Below are 16,219 nucleotides of genomic sequence, written 5' to 3' on the forward strand. Positions count from 1 at the left end.
CGATGGCGCACGGGCACGCCGTCCGGCCCATGGCGGCCGGGGGGCTGCCGTCCGGGGGTCCGTAGGCGAGGGGCGAGGGTGTCTGGTCTGCTGGGGGCATGACATCGACACCACCCGAGCATCCGTTGCGTCCTCTGGTGGCGCGCAGCCGCCAGGAGAAGCACCGCGCGGCCACCCCGCTGGAGCTCTTCTTCGACCTCTGCTTCGTCGTGGCGGTCGCGCAGGCCGGGGCGGGGCTGGTGCACGCCGTGGCCGAGGGGCACGCGGGCGAGGGCGTGGCGAACTACGCCATGGTCTTCTTCGCCATCTGGTGGGCCTGGATGAACTTCTCCTGGTTCGCCTCGGCGTACGACAACGACGACGCGCTCTACCGGGTCGTCACCCTGGTGCAGATCGCGGGCGTGCTGGTGCTGGCGGCCGGGGTGAGCCGGGCCTTCGAGGAGCACGACTTCCTGATGGTCTGGCTCGGCTATCTGGTGATGCGGCTGGCGATGGCCACGCACTGGCTGCGCGCCGCCCGCCACGCCTCCGGGCCCGAGCGGACCATGGCGCGGCGGTACGCGGGCGGGGTGCTGCTCTGCCAGGTCGGGTGGACGGCGCTGGTGCTGGCGCCGGAAGGGGCCCGCCCCTGGGTGTTCCTGGTGATGGCGCTGGCCGAGCTGGCAGTACCGCCGCTCGCCGAGCGGCGCCACAACTCCAAGTGGCACCCGCACCACATCGCCGAGCGCTACGGGCTGTTCACCATCATCGTGCTGGGCGAGACGATCGCGGCGGCGACCGTGGCGGTGAAGACCGGTGTGGCGGAGAGCGACGAGCTGGCCGAGCTGCTGCCGATCGCGGCGGGCGGACTGCTGCTGGTGTTCGCCGCCTGGTGGGTGTACTTCGTGGTCCCGGCGCACCAGCGGCTGCTCACCAGCCGCCAGGCCTTCATCTGGGGCTACGGCCACTACGGCATCCTCGGCGCGGCCGCGGCGATCGGCGCCGGGATCGAGGTCGCCGTCGAGCAGGCGGTCGGGGTGGCCCATCTGTCGGCGACGGCCGCCGCCGCGGCGGTCACCCTGCCCGCGGCGCTGTATCTGCTGCTGGTGTGGGGACTGCACGCCCGGTACTTCAAGGCGGGGACGGCGCAGCAACTGGTGCTGCCCTGTGCGGCGCTGGGCATTCTGCTCTGCACCCTGGCCGGGAAGTGGGGGGTGTTCGCGGCGGGGCTGGTGGCGGCGGGCACGGTGGTGATCGGGGTGTCGCTCACGGCGCGGACGGCTCGGGCGGCCAAGGCGGAGGGACGGGGAAACCCGGGCGCGGTGGACGGTGGGCGTGGTACGCAGGAGGGATGACACACGCTGATGGCAGCGCTGGGATGGACGAGGCTCGGGGGGACGGGGCCCGGGGGGACGGGACCCGGAAGGACGGGGCCCGGGGGGACGGGACCTGGATGGGCGGGGCCCGGGGGAATGGGGGCCGTGCCGATGGGCTGACGGATGTTCCGGGGCTGCGGGTGGGGCATGCCCGGGTGCCGGGTGAGCGGGCGTTGAGCGGGACGACGGTGGTGCTGGCCCCGGAAGGCGGCGCGGTCGCGGCGGTGGATGTGCGCGGCGGTGGACCCGGCACCCGGGAGACCGACGCGCTGGATCCCCGTAACGTCGTCCAGCGCATCGACGCCGTGGTGCTGACCGGCGGCAGCGCCTACGGGCTGGAGTCGGCGGTGGGGGTGATGGCCTGGCTGGAGGAGCGGGGCCGAGGGGTGCGGGTCGGGCCGGACCCCGCGCAGGTGGTGCCGGTGGTCCCGGCGGCCTGTGTGTTCGACCTCGGCCGCGGCGGCGACTGGCGGGCCCGCCCGGACCCGGCGACCGGCCGGGCCGCCGTGGAGGCGGCGGCCGCCTCCGCCGAGGGCGCCCCGGTGGAGTGCGGGAACGTGGGCGCGGGCACCGGCGCGGTGATCGGCGGGCTCAAGGGCGGGGTGGGCACGGCGTCCGTGGTGCTGCCCTCCGGGATCACGGTGGGCGCCCTGGTGGTGGCCAACGCGGTGGGTTCGGCGGTGGACCCGGACACCGGGGTGCTCTACGGGGCGTACGGCGACGGGCCGTTGACCGTACCCGATCCGGCCGTTCATGCCGCCGCCGTGCGCCGGCTGGCGGAGGCGGCCGGGGAGCGGGGCGGCCCGCCGCCGCTCAACACCACGCTGGCGGTGGTCGGCACCGACGCCGAACTGACCCGCGCCCAGGCGCAGAAGCTCGCGGGGACGGCGCACGACGGCATCGCGCGCGCCGTACGGCCGGTGCATCTGCTCAATGACGGGGACACGGTGTTCACCCTGGCGACGGGCGCCCGCCCGCTGCCGGAGGCGGACGGTCCGCTGGCGCTCAACTCCCTGCTGTCGGCGGCCGCGACGGTCGTGACCAGGGCCGTCGTCCGGGCGGTACGGGCGGCGGAGCCGGTGGCCGGACCGGGCGGTGATTTCCCCTCGTACCGGGAGCTGTGGCACCGGAGGTAGCACGGGGCGGGTACTCGGGGCGTGCCCAGGGGGCGCGGGAACTCGCCATGCGCGCCCTTCGTTTCGCGGAAGCCGGGACACGTTGTCAGACCCAGGGACTACCTTGAGCAAGCATCGTGTGACACGCGGCGACGGCCTGGAGATTCACTCTTGAACGTTCCGGATGAGCAGTACGAGACGACCGAGACGCATGTCGAGCGCCTGCTGGGGCGGGCGCTGAACTCCTTCGACCTGCCGGACTTCCTGGTCGACCGGCTGGACTCGGCGCTGGCCCACGCCAGTTCGCTGCACTCCTGCGTGCACAGCGGCCCACGGCACCGGCTGACCCACCGGCACACCTATCTGCTGGCGGACGGCTCCTCGCTGACCCTGTGGGAGCTGGTGCACAACACCGGGCGGGACGCCCGCGACCAGCACGAGCTGTATGCCGACGAGACGGAGTTGCGGCTGGCGGCCTCGCGGCTGCCGGACGGGTTCGGTGCCTGGCCGCACCCGGCCGGACTCTCCCTCGACCTGGACACCCTGGAGGTGCCGCAGGACTCGGTGGCGGTGTACGGGCGCCCGGCGGTGGCCCCGTGGACCTGCGAGCCGGACGGGGCGGCGGACCACGCCCGCCGGGTGCTGCGCCGCGCGGAGAACGCGGACCGGCCGGGCGAGCGGACGGCCGCCCGGCTGCGGGGCGCCTTCGCGTACCACATCCGGCAGGTCTTCGGCCGCCAGTGCGGGCCGGCCGACCGGTACATCGGCTTCACCCTGTACGAGCACGCCTTCCTGCTGCTGGACGGCAGCGAGACCAGCCTCTGGGAGGTGGAGCACACGGCGACCCCCGACGGCCGCCATATGTGCGAGGTGTACGAGCACGAGCGGGCCGCCCGCGAGGCGATGGAGCACCGCGCCCGGGTGCGGTGAGCCGATCAGGGGCCGGGTGCGGTGAGCTCCTCGGGCCCGGTCCGTCGGGGCCCGGCCATTCGGGAGCCAGCCCCTCGCAGGGCCCAGCCCCTCCCGGGGCCCAGCCCCCCGGGGCCCGGGCTCGGTGCTTCGGCGGACCCAGTCCTTCGGCGGGCCCGGTGCCTCCCGGGGCCGGTCCCACCCGGGGGCCGGTGCTTCGGCGGGGCCGCCACCAGCCCTGGGTGGTGGCCCGCACGCGGTGAGCCGCCGAGGGCCCCGTGGTGAGCCGGGGCCCTCGGCGGCCGGATAGCGGCCGGGCGCCCCCGGCCGGACACCGACCGGGCGGGGCGCCTCCCCGGCCCCGCCGAGGAGCGTGGCTCAGCGGCCGCCGCTGCCCCGGCCCGCCGAGACGGGCTCCCGGTCCGCCTCGGCGGACTCGGCGGCCGTGGCGACCTTGGTGGCCCCAGCGTCCCCGGCACCCCCGGCGGCCCCCTCGCCCTCAGCGCCCTCCGCGGGCGCCGGTGCGGAGGCTTCCGGCTCCAGGCCGGCCGTCTCCTGGTGCTGCTTGGGCCGGCGCGGCAGGGCGAACATCACCAGGAAGATGACGCCGAGCACCGCCGCGACCCACCACAGCGCGCCCTGGAAGGCCTCGGTGAAGGCCCCGCCGACCTCGGCCGGGGTTCGCGGCGCCGCGTCGTCCACGGTGTCGAAGAACACCACCGACACCAGGCCGAGCCCGAGCGCGGTACCCATCTGCTGGGTGGTGTTGATGAGCCCGGAGGCGGAGCCGGCGTGCTCGCGCGGCACCTCGGAGAGCACCGCGTCGGTCAGCGGGGCGACGATCAGGCCCATGCCCGCGCCCATGACCACCAGCGGCAGGATCATCTGCCAGGAGTGGATGCCGGTGCCGTACCGGTCCGCCTCCCAGATGTAGAGCAGCAGTCCGGCCGCCATCGTCAGGGCGCCGGTCTGGAGCACCTTGCGGCCGAAGCGCGGCACCAGCTTCTGCACCGAGATGCCCGCCGCGACCGAGACCGCGATGGAGAACGGCACCCCGGTCAGACCGGCCCGCAGCGGGGTCCAGCCCAGTCCGGTCTGCATGTAGAGCGTCCAGACCAGGAAGAACACGCCCATGACGACGCCGAAGGTGAGCTGCACGGCGACCCCAGCGGCGAAGCTCTTGACCTTGAACAGCGACAGCTCGATCAGCGGCGAGCCGTCCTTGCGGGTCTTGTACCGCTCGTACGCCACCAAGGCCGCGAAGACCAGCGGGCTGGCCAGCATGCAGAGGTGGCCCCAGAGCGGCCAGCCGAGCTCGCGGCCGCGGGTGAGCGGATAGATCAGCATCAGCAGGCCCAACGTCACCAGCGCGACCCCGACCAGGTCCAGCCGGAGCGCCTGGCCCGCCTTGGACTCGGTGATGTACTTCCGGCCGAGGATCAGACCGGCGATGCCGACCGGCAGGTTGATCAGGAAGATCGGCCGCCACTCCAGGCCGAAGAGGTTCCACTGGGTGAGCAGCGCGCCCAGCAGCGGGCCGGACACCGCGCCGAGCCCCACGATCGCGCCGAACAGGCCGAAGACCTTGCCGCGTTCATGCGCCGGGAAGGTGACATGGACGATGGCGAGCACCTGGGGCACCATCAGCGCGGCCATCCCGCCCTGGAGCAGCCGGGAGGCCACCAGCATCTCCGGGTTGGCGGCGAAGCCGCAGAGCGCGGAGGCGAGGGTGAAGCCGGCTATCCCGACCAGGAACAGCCGCTTGCGGCCGTAGATGTCACCGAGCCGTCCACCGGTGATCAGCCCGGCGGCGAACGCCAGCGCATAGCCCGCGGTCACCCACTGGATGGCGCCGAAGGAGGCGGACAGGTCCCGCTCGATGCTGGGGATGGCGATGTTGACGATCGTCACGTCGACCAGGTCCATGAAGGCCGCGGTCATGACGATGGCGAGCGCCAGCCAGCGGCGCCGGTCGCCCGGGGGCGCGGCGGCCTCCGGCTGTCCGGCGGGGCTGATGTGGCCAGTGGTGCTGGTGGGGCCAGCGGGATGGCTGAGCTTGGTGGGGTGGTCGGTCATGGGAACACCGTAGGGGCTCTCTAGGACGGGAAGCGTCCTAGTTCACGGTCCATGATGGACGGCATGACGGACACCCCGGCACGGTTGCTGACTCTGCTGTCCCTGCTCCAGACGCCGCGCGAATGGCCCGGCAGCGAGCTGGCCGGACGCCTCGGCGTCTCGGCCCGTACCATCCGCCGCGATATCGACCGGCTGCGTGAGCTGGGCTATCCCGTGGAGGCGACCCGGGGCGCGGTCGGCGGCTACCGGCTGGTCGCCGGGGCCGCGATGCCGCCGCTGCTGCTGGACGACGAGGAGGCGGTCGCCATCGCGGTGGGGCTGCGCGCCGGGGCCGGGCACGCGGTGGAGGGGGTGGAGGAGGCCTCCGTACGGGCGCTGGCCAAGCTGGAGCAGGTGCTGCCGTCCCGGCTGCGGTACCGGGTGTCCGCGCTCCAGCACGCCACGGCCCCGCTGGTGCGCGGTGACGGGCCGACCGTGGCGCCTTCCACGCTGACGGCGCTGGCCTCGGCGGTCACCGGGCATGAGCGGCTGCGGTTCGGCTACCGGGCGGCGGACGGGACGGAGACCCGGCGGCTGGTGGAGCCGTACCGGCTGCTCGCCGCGGGCTGGCGCTGGTATCTGGTGGCCTACGACGTGGAGCGGGCGGACTGGCGGACCTTCCGGGTGGACCGGATCACCGAGCCGTTCCCGACGGGGGCGCGGTTCACCCCGCGCGAGCTGCCGGTGGAGGCCCAGGGCGACAACCGGCGGCTGCTGGGCATCTCGGAGAACCGGGAGCGCACGGACGGCTGGGAGCACGAGACCCTGGTGGACGTCACCTTCCAGGCGCCGGCCGAGCGGGTCAGGGCCCAGGTGCCGGACTGGCCGGACCCCGAGCAGACCGGCCCGGAGAGCTGCCGGGTACGGATGCCGGCGCCCGGGTCGGCGGGCGCGGTGGAGTGGCTGGCACTCCGGCTCGCGGGGATCGGCCACCCGTACACGGTGCACGGCCCGGCGGAACTGGTCGCCCGCACCGCCGCCCTCGGCGCCCGCCTCACCGCGGCGGCCGACACGCCACCGGAAGGCCGTTCGGCGCCGGAGACCCGTACGGAGCGGCGGGCCCGCGCCAAGCCGTAGGCCCGTAGGACGTCCGAGGCCCGTACGCCGCCGTAGGCCCGTACGGAGCCGGGAGCCCGCACGACACCGGAGCCCGGTACACCGCCGAAGACCCGTACAACGCCCGGGGCCCGTACGACACCGGAGCTCGGCACGACGCCGGAGGCCCGTACCAAGTCCAATGCCTGTACGACCCCGGGGGCGTCAGGCGGCCGCGTCGAAGCCGGTGTCGTGGGCCATCCGCTTCAGCTCCAGCAGCGCGTGCTTTTCGATCTGGCGGATCCGCTCACGGGTGAGGCCGTGCTCCTTGCCGACCTCGGTGAGGGTGCGCTCGCGGCCGTCCTCGATGCCGTACCGCATCCGGATGATGGAGGCCGTGCGGTGGTCCAGCTTGCCGATCAGGTCCTCCAGCTCCTCGCTGCGCAGCAGAGTGAGCACGGACTGCTCCGGGGAGACGGCGGAGGTGTCCTCCAGCAGGTCCCCGAACTGCGTCTCGCCCGCGTCGTCCACCGACATGTTCAGCGAGACCGGGTCGCGGGCCCAGTCGAGCACGTCGGTGACCCGCTCCGGGGTGGAGCCCAGCTCGCCGGCGATCTCCGCGGCCTCCGGGTCCCGGCCGTTCTCCCGGTTGAACTCGCGCTGGACGCGGCGGATCCGGCCCAGCTCCTCGACCAGGTGGACGGGGAGGCGGATGGTGCGGGACTGGTCGGCTATGGACCGGGTGATGGCCTGGCGGATCCACCAGGTCGCGTACGTGGAGAACTTGAAGCCCTTGGTGTAGTCGAACTTCTCCACGGCGCGGACCAGGCCCGCGTTCCCCTCCTGGATCAGGTCGAGCAGGGGCAACCCGCTGCGCGGGTAGCGCCGGGCCACGGCGACGACCAGTCGCAGGTTGGAGCGGATGAAGATGTCCTTGGCACGCTCGCCCTCGGCGACCAGGCGCGCCAGCTCCTCGTGGGAGGCGCCGGCGGCGGCACCGCCCTCCGCGGCCTCTGTCTCGCCGTCCAGGATCTGCCGGGCGAACACCCCGGCCTCGATCGTCTGGGAGAGCTCCACCTCCCTGGCGGCGTCGAGCAGCGGCGTACGCGCGATCTCGTCGAGGTACATGCCGACCAGGTCGCGGTCGGCGATCTCGCCCACGGCGCGAACGCTGCTTGCCCGGCCGGAGGTCTCACCGGCGGTGGACTGACGACGGGCGACGGCACGGGTTGCCATGCGAGCTCCTTGCTGAGTAGCCGAGTAGGTCGCGACACCCTTCCGGGTGCCCTGCATCCGACGGAAGCAACGACTGGAATCCGGACAGAATTCCCACGCCGGCCCTCGTTTTTCGAGATCATGCAGTACCCTGTCGGACCGCCAGGGGAGGAGCGGCGTGAGTGATCAAGGAGAGGTGCAGGTCAGGCCGGGCACGGAGGCCGACCTCAGGGCCCTCACCGACATCTACAACCACTAGGTGACCGAGACCGCCGTCACCTTCGACACCGAGCCCTTCACCCCGAGCAGCGCCTTCCGTGGCTCCGCTCCCACTCGGAAGACGGACCGCACCGGCTCCTGGTTGCCCGGGGCGCGGGTGCGGACGCTCCCGTGCTCGGGTACGCGTCCAGCGAGCCGCTGCGGCCGCGGGCCGCCTATGCCACCACCGTGGAGACCGGCGTCTACCTGGCGCCCGAGGCCGTCGGCCGGGGCACCGGCATCCTGCTGTACGAGCGGCTGCTGACGGAGCCGGCGGGCGCGGGGCTGCACCGGGCGTACGCGGTCGTCTCCCTGCCGAACGCGGCCTCACTGCGGCTGCACGGGCGGTTCGGCTTCCGGCATGTCGGCACGTTCGGCGAGGTGGGGCGGAAGTTCGGTCGGTCCGCCGCGCGGACAGAAGGGGACACGGCCTGGTTCGAGAAGGCGCTGTCCTGAGGCTCCCCGGATGCCTGCCGGGTCAGCCGTACTGCACGGACCGCTTGGCCAGTCCCATCCAGAAGCCGTCGATGACGCTGCGCCCGCCGGCCAGCTCCCCGGCCGCGTCGGCGGCGCCGAGGGTGACGAAGAGCGGGGCGAAGTGCTCGGTACGGGGATGGGCCAGCGACCCGGCGGGTGAGGCGTGCGCGAAGTCCAGCAGCGCGTCCACGTCCGCGGCCTCCAGGGCCGCCCGCCCCCAGTCGTCGAACTCGGCCGACCAGCCGGGCGTCCCCTCGTAGCGCAGGGCGGCCAGGTTGTGGGTGAAGAAGCCGCTGCCGACGATCAGCACGCCCTCGTCGCGCAGCGGGGCGAGCCTGCGGCCCACCTCCATCAGCCGGGCCGGGTCCAGGGTGGGCAGGGAGATCTGGAGCACCGGGATGTCGGCGCCGGGGTACATCTCGACCAGCGGGACGTACGCGCCGTGGTCCAGCCCGCGGTCCGGGACGTCCGCCACCGGCATCCCGGGGGCGCGCAGCAGCTTGCGCACGGAGTCGGCGAGCGCCGGTGCGCCGGGCGCGGGGTAGCGCACGCGGTAGTAGTGCTCAGGGAAGCCCCAGAAGTCGTAAACAAGGGGGACGGTCGTCACGGCGCCGAGGGCGAGCGGCGCCTCCTCCCAGTGGGCGGAGACCACCAGGATCGCGGCCGGCCGCGGCAGGGCCGCCGACCAGGTGGCGAGCTGTCCGGGCCAGAGCGGGTCGTCGGCGAGCGGGGGCGCGCCGTGGGAGAGGTAGAGGGCGGGCATGCGCTCGGTGGTGCCGCCGAGGCTGCCGGTCGCGGTGGTGGCCATGGCGGTGCTCCTTGCCCGAAACTGCCGGTGACGCTGTACTTGAACTTTCAACCTCACTCGCACCGTAGCGCCATATAATCAAATATTCAAGAAGTCATAGAGTGGGACATATGAACCGGGCACCTCAGGCTGTGATCCCCTCCGCTCCCGATGCCGCGAGCGACCCCGTCGAGGCTCCAGGGACTCCCGAGACTTCGGGGGCCCCGCGCTGGCTCAGCGAGGAGGAGCAGCGGGTGTGGCGGGCGTATCTGCACGCCACCACGCTGCTGGAGGACCATCTCGACCGGCAGCTCCAGCGGGACGCCGGGATGCCGCACGTGTACTACGGACTGCTCGTCCATCTCTCCCAGGCACCCCGCCGCCGGATGCGGATGACCCAGCTAGCCAAGGACGCCAAGATCACCCGCTCCCGGCTCTCGCACGCCGTCGCCCGGCTGGAGAAGAGCGGCTGGGTACGGCGGGAGGACTGCCCCTCGGACAAGCGCGGCCAGAACGCGGTGCTGACCGAGGAGGGGTACGCGGTGCTGCGCCGCAGCGCGCCCGGGCATGTGAACGCCGTACGGCAGGCGATGTTCGACCGCCTCACCCCGGAGCAGGTCGGCCAGCTGGGGGAGATCATGCGGGTGATGGCCGAGGGGCTCCAGCCCGCCGACCCCAAGGCCGACCTGCCCTGGCTGCGCTGACCCTACGGGGTCAGGTGGTGAGCAGCACGCCCGCGTAGGCGGCCGCCGCGATCAGCACCCAGGAGGTCAGCCCCAGCACCGCCACCTTGGCGCCGGTCCGAGCCAGCGAGGGCAGATGCACCGCGCTGCCCAGTCCGAACAGGGCCGCCGCCAGCAGCAGCTCCTGGGCGTGCCCGGCGCCGGTGAGCACCGACTCGGGCAGCACCCCGGTGGTGCGCAGCGCCACCATGGCGAGGAACCCGGCGACGAACAGCGGCACCAGGGGCGGCCGCCGCCCGGCCCCGCCCCGGTCGCCCGCGGCCCCCTCCCGTACGCCCAGGACCGCCGCTCGGCGCCGGGCGGTCAGCACCAGCATCGCGACCAGCGGGGCGAGCAGGGCCACCCGCATCAGCTTGACCAGCACGGCCTCGCCCAGCGCCGCCGGGCCCGCGGTCTGCGCGGCGGCCACCACCTGGCCGACATCGTGGACACCCGCGCCGACCCACCGCCCGAACTGGGCGTCACTCAGGCCCAGCGGTCCGTGCAGCAGCGGCAGCACGGCGATCGCCAGGGTGCCGCAGAGGGTGACCAGGGCGACCGCCGTCGCCGCGTCCTCCCGGCCCTGCTCCCGGCCCTCGTCGCTCTCCGCCCCGTCCCGGACCGCGCTGACCGCGCCGATCGCCGAGGCCCCGCAGATGGCGTATCCGGTCGCGATCAGCAGCGGCTGGTCCCCGGGCAGCCCGAGCCGCCGCCCCAGCCACCAGGTGCCGGCCAGGGTCAATCCGACCACGCCGACGACCATGGCGACCGTCCGCCAGCCGAGGCCGGCCACGTCCGAGAGGCTCAGCTTCAGGCCGAGCAGCACCACCCCGACCCGCATCAGCCGCTTGGCGGCCAGGGTGAGCCCGGCCCGGCAGCGGCCGCGCAGTCCCTCCCGCACCCGGGGGGTGTGCGCGGCGGCGATGCCCAGCACCACGGCCACGGTGAGGAAGGGGACGGCCGGCAGCGCCCGGTGCACCAGCCAGGCGGCGCCCACCCCGGCCGCCGCCACCGCCAGCCCGGGCCACGGCTCGCTCGCCCACCACCGGCCGGCCGCCGGGTCCGCGGTACGGGGCCGGGCGGCGGTACGGGGCCCGGTGGCCGTACGGGGCGCCGTAGACGTTCCGGAGCCCGTGGCCGTACGGGTGGCGGCCCGGTCGAGGAGGGCCATCAGCGGTCGGCCGGGAGCCGGTACACGCGGCGGACGCTGCTGCCGAGCCGGGTGATGTCGGCGCCGTAGACATGGAGCGAGATGGCCGTGTCCGTACCGCCGTTGCACACCCGGTGGATGTCGCCGGGCGGCGCGAAGGCGGTGACCGTGCCCGCCGGGCTGACCAGGTCGCCGGCCGCCTCCAGCCGTGCGCCCGGGCGGTCCGGGACCAGCCGGTAGCGGCGCTCGTGCTCCTCGCCCCGGTGGATCCCGGTGACGCACCAGGAGACATGGTCGTGGATCGAGGTCTGCTGGCCGGGCAGCCAGACCAGGGCGACCAGCGAGAACATCCCGTCCGGCTCGGCGTGCAGCACATGCTGGCGGTAGCGGTCCGGGTCGCCCTCGCACTGGGCGGGGGTGAGCAGGTCCGGCGCGGTGAGGTGCGGCCGCAGCGCGTCGGCGACCAGCCAGGCGGTGGCCTCCGGTGGCAGCCCGCGGTCCACCGCCGCGCGGATACCGCCGACGAGCGTCCGCAGCCGGTCGGTGGTCCGGGCGGCGGTCCCGTCGCTGGTCCGGGCGGTGGTCCGGTGGGTGGTCCGGTCGGCCGTCGGGGAGCTGGCAGTGGGGGTCATGACGGCAGCGTCGACGCGCGCGGGCGGAGCCGTCCAAGGACGGTCCGTTGGCAGGTCCCCAACGCCCGCTTATGAGTCGCCGTTCTCAGTGGGGAACGGGGCTCAACAGCCCACCCGGGCCTCCGCCGCCGTGGTGATCTCCTCCAGCAGCAGCGCGGTGGCGGGTATCCGCAGATGGTCGCGGAGCGCGTACGCGTAGACCTGGCGGCGGGTGTGCGGCTCCAGGATCCGCCCGGTGACCTGGCCGTGGCAGAGGAAGGACAGCACCAGCGACGGCACCATGGCGATGCCCACCCCCGCCGCGACCAGGCTCTGCAGCACCAGGTTGTCGTCCGTGGTGCAGGCGATCTCCGGGGTGAAGCCCTCCTCCGCGCAGGCGTGCACGAAGTAGGTGCGGCAGCGGGCGCAGCCGGCGATCCAGCGCTCCCCGGCCAGGTCCGCGAGGCGCACGGAGCGCCGCCGGGCCAGCGGGTGGCCCACCGGCAGCAGCACCGTCAGCGGGTCCTCCAGCAGCCGGACCCCGGCCAGCTCCTCCGGGGCGTCGGTCGGGAAGCCCGGGTAGTCGAAGGCGATCGCGATGTCGCACTCGCCCCTGGCCAGCGCCCGCAGCGAGTCCGGCGGCTCCTTCTCGCTCAACTCCACCATCACACCCGGGTGCTCGTCCCGGACCCGGGCCATCGCGCCGGGCAGTATGGTCGCCGCCGCGCTGGGGAACGCGCAGACCCGCACCCGTCCGGACCGCAGCCGGGCGATGGCGTCGATCTGCTGCTGGGCCACCGCGAGGCTGTCGAGTATGGGACCGGTGTGCCGGGTGAGCGCCTGCCCCGCCTCGGTCAGCCGCAGCCCGCGTCCGATCCGGGTGAAGAGCGCGGTGCCGACATCCCGTTCCAGCGCCTTCATCTGCTGGCTGACGGCGGGCTGGGTGTAGCCGAGCGCGCGGGCGGCCGCCGTGTAGGAACCGGTCCTGACCACTTCCTGGAAGGTCCTGATGTACCGGGAATCGAACACCCGGGCAGCATAAGCCGAGAGCGGCGGGCTGAAAGGAACGGGCGGAGAGGGGCCGGCCGAGAGGGGCCGGGCGGCAGCGGCTGCCCGAGATGGACGGGCCGGGATCGGGGCCCGGAACCATAAGCGGAAATTGGGGTGGGGAATCCGCCCCCTCCCAACCCCCTGCCACTCCCCTGGCCCCCGGCCCACCGCCCGACCGCATCTCCTGCCCCCGACCTCCACCGCCATGCGCGCGGGGCCCCCGGCCCACGCCTCCCCCGCCCCGAATTCCACCGATCGGATCAGCTCGGCGCGCGCCGGTGCGCCACCCGGCTGACGCTGAGCGCAGGGAGCGCAGCCCGGATCCGGCCGGCTGCCGGACGGGCGAAGGCGGGCGTGGGTATGCGGCAAGCACTGCGGCTGCGGCCGCCACTGCGGCGAATACGCAGGCCGATCGCCCTGGGCGCGGCCACCACGCTGGTGGTCGCCGGACTGGCCACCGCCAGTGCCACGCTGCCCGACCCGTCCAGTGCGTCGGGCGCCGGGCCGATATCCGCCCGGGAGGCCGCCGAGGACCGGGGGCTGGACCCCTGCCGGATCGAGCCGCCGCTGGGCGTGCAGCTCTCCGAAGGGGTGCCGACCGGCTCCGGCTACACCCGCTCCACCGGCCAGGTCCGCTCCCTCAACCTGATGGTCGACTTCTCGGACGCGCCCGGGGACGGCCCGGCGATGAAGCGGTTCTCCGAGTTCTTCCCGCAGACCGAGCGGTGGTTCCGCGCCAGCTCGTACGGGCGGTTGCGCTACCGGGCCGAGACCCCGCTGCCGGACTGGCTGCGGATGCCGGCGCCCTTCTCCGCGTACGGGATCGAGCGCGGTTCGCCGTACGAGCCGGGGTACCGCCAGCTGGTCCAGGACATCGTGGCCGCCGCCGACCCCAAGGTGGACTTCAGCACGTACGACCTGGTCAACATCCTGGTCACCCCGAACGCCGGGCCGTCCGCCCTGGACACCGTGCTCTCCGTGACCTTCTCCGGCAACGGGGAGGCCCCGCAGGCGGACGGCACCCCGCTCGCCAACACATCCTTCGTCTACAGCCGCCAGGACGACGGCTCGGGCAGCTACCACGAGACCGGCTTCCGGGTGCTCCCCCACGAGAACGGCCATGTCTTCGGGCTGCCGGACCTGTACACCGCCGAGGGCGGCGGCGCGGTCGGGCACTGGGACATCATGTCCGAGGACTGGGGGGCCAACAACGACATGCTGGGCTGGCACAAGTGGAAGCTCGGCTGGCTGGACGACAAGCAGATCAAGTGCGCCGCCGCGCCCGGCAGCCGGGACTTCACCCTCACCCCGCTGGCCAGGAAGGGCGGCCCCAAGCTGGCCTTCGTCCCGCTCACCCCGGAGTCCGGGTACGCCATCGAGGTCCGCACCCGGGCCGGCAACGACGAGGCGGTCTGCGAACCGGGCGTGCTCATCTACCACGTACGCGCCGACGTGGACACCGGCCAGGGCCCGATCACCGTCGCCGACAGCGACGAGGAGAGCGGCGGCTGCACCCGCCGCCCCAACGTCCACGCCGAGCTGTCGGACGCCCCGTTCCGCCCCGGTGAGTCCTTCGCCGACCACGAGGCCGGCCTGCGCATCACCGTCCTGGGCGAGAACCGCCGCACCGGCGCCTACCGCGTCCGCGTCACCCGCTCCTCCTGAGCAGCCCTACTCGTCCGGACCGTCCGCGAGCCCGGCCCGCAGCTCGCGCTTCAGGACCTTGCCGGTGGCGTTGCGGGGCAGCGGGGCCTGCTGGAGGCGGATGTGCGCCGGGACCTTGAACGGGGCGAGGCTGCCCGCCACATGGGCCCGCAGCTCCTCCTCGTCCGCCGCCGCCCCCTCCCGCAGCCGGACCACGGCGGCGACCTCCTCGCCGAGGCGCGGGTGCGGTACGCCGAGCACGGCGGCGTCCAGGACGTCGGGGTGGCCGTGCAGGGCGGTCTCCACCTCCACGCAGTACACGTTCTCGCCGCCGCGGATCACCATGTCCTTGAGCCGGTCCACGATGGCGACCCGGCCGCCCTCGTCCACGGTCGCCAGGTCCCCGGTGCGGAACCAGCCGTCGGGGGTGAACGCGGCGGCGGTCGCCTCCGGGTCCTCCCAGTAGCCGCGGACCAGGGACTGCCCGCGCAGCCACAGCTCGCCCACCTCGCCGTCGGCCACCGGCTCCCCGTCGGCCCCCGCGACACGCACCTCGGTGGCCGGGGTGGGCCGTCCGACCGCGCCTGGGTGGAGCCGGTAGTCGTCCCCGGCGTGGGAGAGCACTCCCCCGCTGGTCTCGGTCAGCCCGTAGCCGTTGCGCGGCTCGACCGGGCCCGTGCAGCGGGCGGCGATACCGGGCGGCGCGGCGGCCCCGCCGGTGCTGAGCAGGGTGAGCGGTCCCAGGCCGCGCGGGTCCGCCTCGGCGGCGTCCAGCAGTTGGAGCGCAGTGGTGGGGACGCCCGCGTAGTGGGTGACGCCGTGCGCGTGGATGAGGTCCAGGGCGCGCCGGGCGTCCCACTTGCGCATCATCACCAGCGTGCCGCCCGCCGCCATCACCGCGTACACCGAGGTGAAGGCGGCCACATGGAAGAAGGGGAAGGTGGTGAGGGAGACGGGGGCGGGGCCGAGCCCGGGCACGGTGCCGGCCTGCAGGGCGGCGAGCGCCGCATGGTAGCGCGGGTTGGCGGCGGCCCCGGCCTGGGCGAGGTGGGTGGCCACGGCGCCCTTGGGGCGGCCGGTGGTGCCGGACGTGTAGATGATCGTGGCGTCGTCCTCGGGCCGTACGTCCACCTCGGGCGGCCCGAGCGCGGGGTCGGCGGCGGGGAGTTCCTCGTACCGCTCCTCCGCCTCTCCGTGTTCCGCGTGGAAGACGAGCAGGTGGGCCGCGTGCGCGGTGGCCCAGTCCCGTACCCGGGCGACCCGTTCGCCGTCGACCAGCAGCAGCCGGGGGCGGCAGTCGTCCAGCGCGTACCGGAACTCCTCCTCGGTCCACCAGCCGTTGAGCGGTACGGCGACCAGTCCGGCCAGCTGGGTGGCCCAGAAGGCGATCTGCCACTCGGGGTGGTTGCGCATCGCCACCACGGCCCGGTCGCCCCGGCGCAGCCCGTAGACCTCGGTGAACCGTCGCGCGAGCGCGCAGGCGGCGGCGAAGAACTCCCCGTAGGTGTAGGTGCGTTCCTCCGCCACCAGGAACGGCCGCTCGCCGTACGCCCAGGTCACCTCGGCGAACTCGCGCAGGGTGCGGGGCCCGTCCGCGTAGGTCCGCCGGCCGTCCGGCCCGGTGGTGACCGCGAACGGGGCACCGGGTGCGGTGAGCAGCGCGGCGGGGTCGGCGAGCGATTCGACGGGATCGGTCTGCGGCACGGCGGTCGCCCTTCTTCCTTCGTGTCCCCGGGCACCACCCTCGCACCCGACGCTCGATGCTCGACGCTCGAC

General features: G+C 74.2%; 13 protein-coding genes and 1 pseudogene. 7 read left to right on the forward strand and 7 right to left on the reverse strand.

Annotation, left to right across the window (positions count from 1 at the left end; all coding sequences use genetic code 11):
- Positions 1-98: 98 nt before the first annotated feature.
- The 3 genes from M1O15_RS17240 to M1O15_RS17250 all read left to right on the forward strand — a co-directional run bounded on the left by M1O15_RS17240 (position 99) and on the right by M1O15_RS17250 (position 3,400).
- The gene (locus tag M1O15_RS17240; RefSeq protein WP_248634769.1) at positions 99-1,334 is read left to right on the forward strand and encodes a low temperature requirement protein A; all 1,236 of its coding nucleotides are present in this window, start codon (positions 99-101) and stop codon (positions 1,332-1,334) included.
- A gap of 98 nt (positions 1,335-1,432) precedes the next feature.
- Positions 1,433-2,491 (forward strand): P1 family peptidase, encoded by a 1,059-nt coding sequence (locus tag M1O15_RS17245; RefSeq protein ID WP_248634770.1) that lies wholly within the window; start codon positions 1,433-1,435, stop codon positions 2,489-2,491.
- Between the two features lie 150 nt (positions 2,492-2,641).
- Positions 2,642-3,400 carry a DUF6227 family protein gene (locus M1O15_RS17250; protein ID WP_248634771.1) on the forward strand — a complete coding sequence of 253 codons (759 nt, stop codon included), beginning with the start codon at positions 2,642-2,644 and terminating at the stop codon, positions 3,398-3,400.
- A gap of 357 nt (positions 3,401-3,757) precedes the next feature.
- Here the strand turns inward: M1O15_RS17250 and M1O15_RS17255 are convergent, their stop codons facing one another.
- On the reverse strand, positions 3,758-5,455 hold the full coding sequence (locus M1O15_RS17255) for an MFS transporter (protein ID WP_372499490.1): 1,698 nt from the start codon (positions 5,453-5,455) through the stop codon (positions 3,758-3,760).
- A gap of 63 nt (positions 5,456-5,518) precedes the next feature.
- Between M1O15_RS17255 and M1O15_RS17260 the strand changes: the two genes are divergently transcribed.
- Positions 5,519-6,571, forward strand: coding sequence for a helix-turn-helix transcriptional regulator (locus tag M1O15_RS17260; protein ID WP_248634772.1), 1,053 nt, complete (start codon positions 5,519-5,521; stop codon positions 6,569-6,571).
- A 183-nt stretch (positions 6,572-6,754) separates the two neighbouring features.
- Here the strand turns inward: M1O15_RS17260 and M1O15_RS17265 are convergent, their stop codons facing one another.
- Positions 6,755-7,765, reverse strand: coding sequence for a sigma-70 family RNA polymerase sigma factor (locus M1O15_RS17265; RefSeq protein ID WP_248634773.1), 1,011 nt, complete (start codon positions 7,763-7,765; stop codon positions 6,755-6,757).
- Between the two features lie 157 nt (positions 7,766-7,922).
- On the opposite strand from M1O15_RS17265, the pseudogene M1O15_RS17270 reads away from it, so the two are divergent.
- Positions 7,923-8,458, forward strand: a pseudogene (locus M1O15_RS17270) (GNAT family N-acetyltransferase).
- Between the two features lie 22 nt (positions 8,459-8,480).
- Here the strand turns inward: M1O15_RS17270 and M1O15_RS17275 are convergent.
- On the reverse strand, positions 8,481-9,287 hold the full coding sequence (locus M1O15_RS17275) for a dioxygenase family protein (RefSeq protein ID WP_248634774.1): 807 nt from the start codon (positions 9,285-9,287) through the stop codon (positions 8,481-8,483).
- 110 nt (positions 9,288-9,397) lie between these two features.
- On the opposite strand from M1O15_RS17275, the gene M1O15_RS17280 reads away from it, so the two are divergent.
- Positions 9,398-9,970: a MarR family winged helix-turn-helix transcriptional regulator gene (locus M1O15_RS17280; RefSeq protein ID WP_248634775.1), complete on the forward strand. Its 573-nt coding sequence runs from the start codon at positions 9,398-9,400 to the stop codon at positions 9,968-9,970.
- A 10-nt stretch (positions 9,971-9,980) separates the two neighbouring features.
- Here the strand turns inward: M1O15_RS17280 and M1O15_RS17285 are convergent, their stop codons facing one another.
- The 3 genes from M1O15_RS17285 to M1O15_RS17295 form a co-directional block, all read right to left on the reverse strand.
- Positions 9,981-11,159, reverse strand: a complete 1,179-nt coding sequence (locus M1O15_RS17285) for a YeiH family protein (protein WP_248634776.1) — start codon at positions 11,157-11,159, stop codon at positions 9,981-9,983.
- The gene (locus M1O15_RS17290; protein WP_248634777.1) at positions 11,159-11,770 is read right to left on the reverse strand and encodes a cysteine dioxygenase family protein; all 612 of its coding nucleotides are present in this window, start codon (positions 11,768-11,770) and stop codon (positions 11,159-11,161) included. The genes M1O15_RS17285 and M1O15_RS17290 overlap by 1 nt, the downstream gene beginning before the upstream one ends.
- Before the next feature lie 102 nt (positions 11,771-11,872).
- Positions 11,873-12,778 carry a LysR family transcriptional regulator gene (locus tag M1O15_RS17295; protein WP_248634778.1) on the reverse strand — a complete coding sequence of 302 codons (906 nt, stop codon included), beginning with the start codon at positions 12,776-12,778 and terminating at the stop codon, positions 11,873-11,875.
- Between the two features lie 381 nt (positions 12,779-13,159).
- Here M1O15_RS17295 and M1O15_RS17300 point away from each other — a divergent pair, with 381 nt between their 5' ends.
- Positions 13,160-14,464, forward strand: coding sequence for a M6 family metalloprotease domain-containing protein (locus M1O15_RS17300; protein WP_248634779.1), 1,305 nt, complete (start codon positions 13,160-13,162; stop codon positions 14,462-14,464).
- 6 nt (positions 14,465-14,470) lie between these two features.
- On the opposite strand, the gene M1O15_RS17305 is transcribed toward M1O15_RS17300, so the two are convergent.
- Entirely contained in the window at positions 14,471-16,147 is a 1,677-nt protein-coding gene (locus M1O15_RS17305; protein WP_248634780.1) for a class I adenylate-forming enzyme family protein, read from the reverse strand.
- Positions 16,148-16,219 lie beyond the last annotated feature (72 nt).

The organism is Streptomyces lichenis (genome assembly GCF_023218175.1).
GTDB lineage: Bacteria > Actinomycetota > Actinomycetes > Streptomycetales > Streptomycetaceae > Streptomyces > Streptomyces lichenis.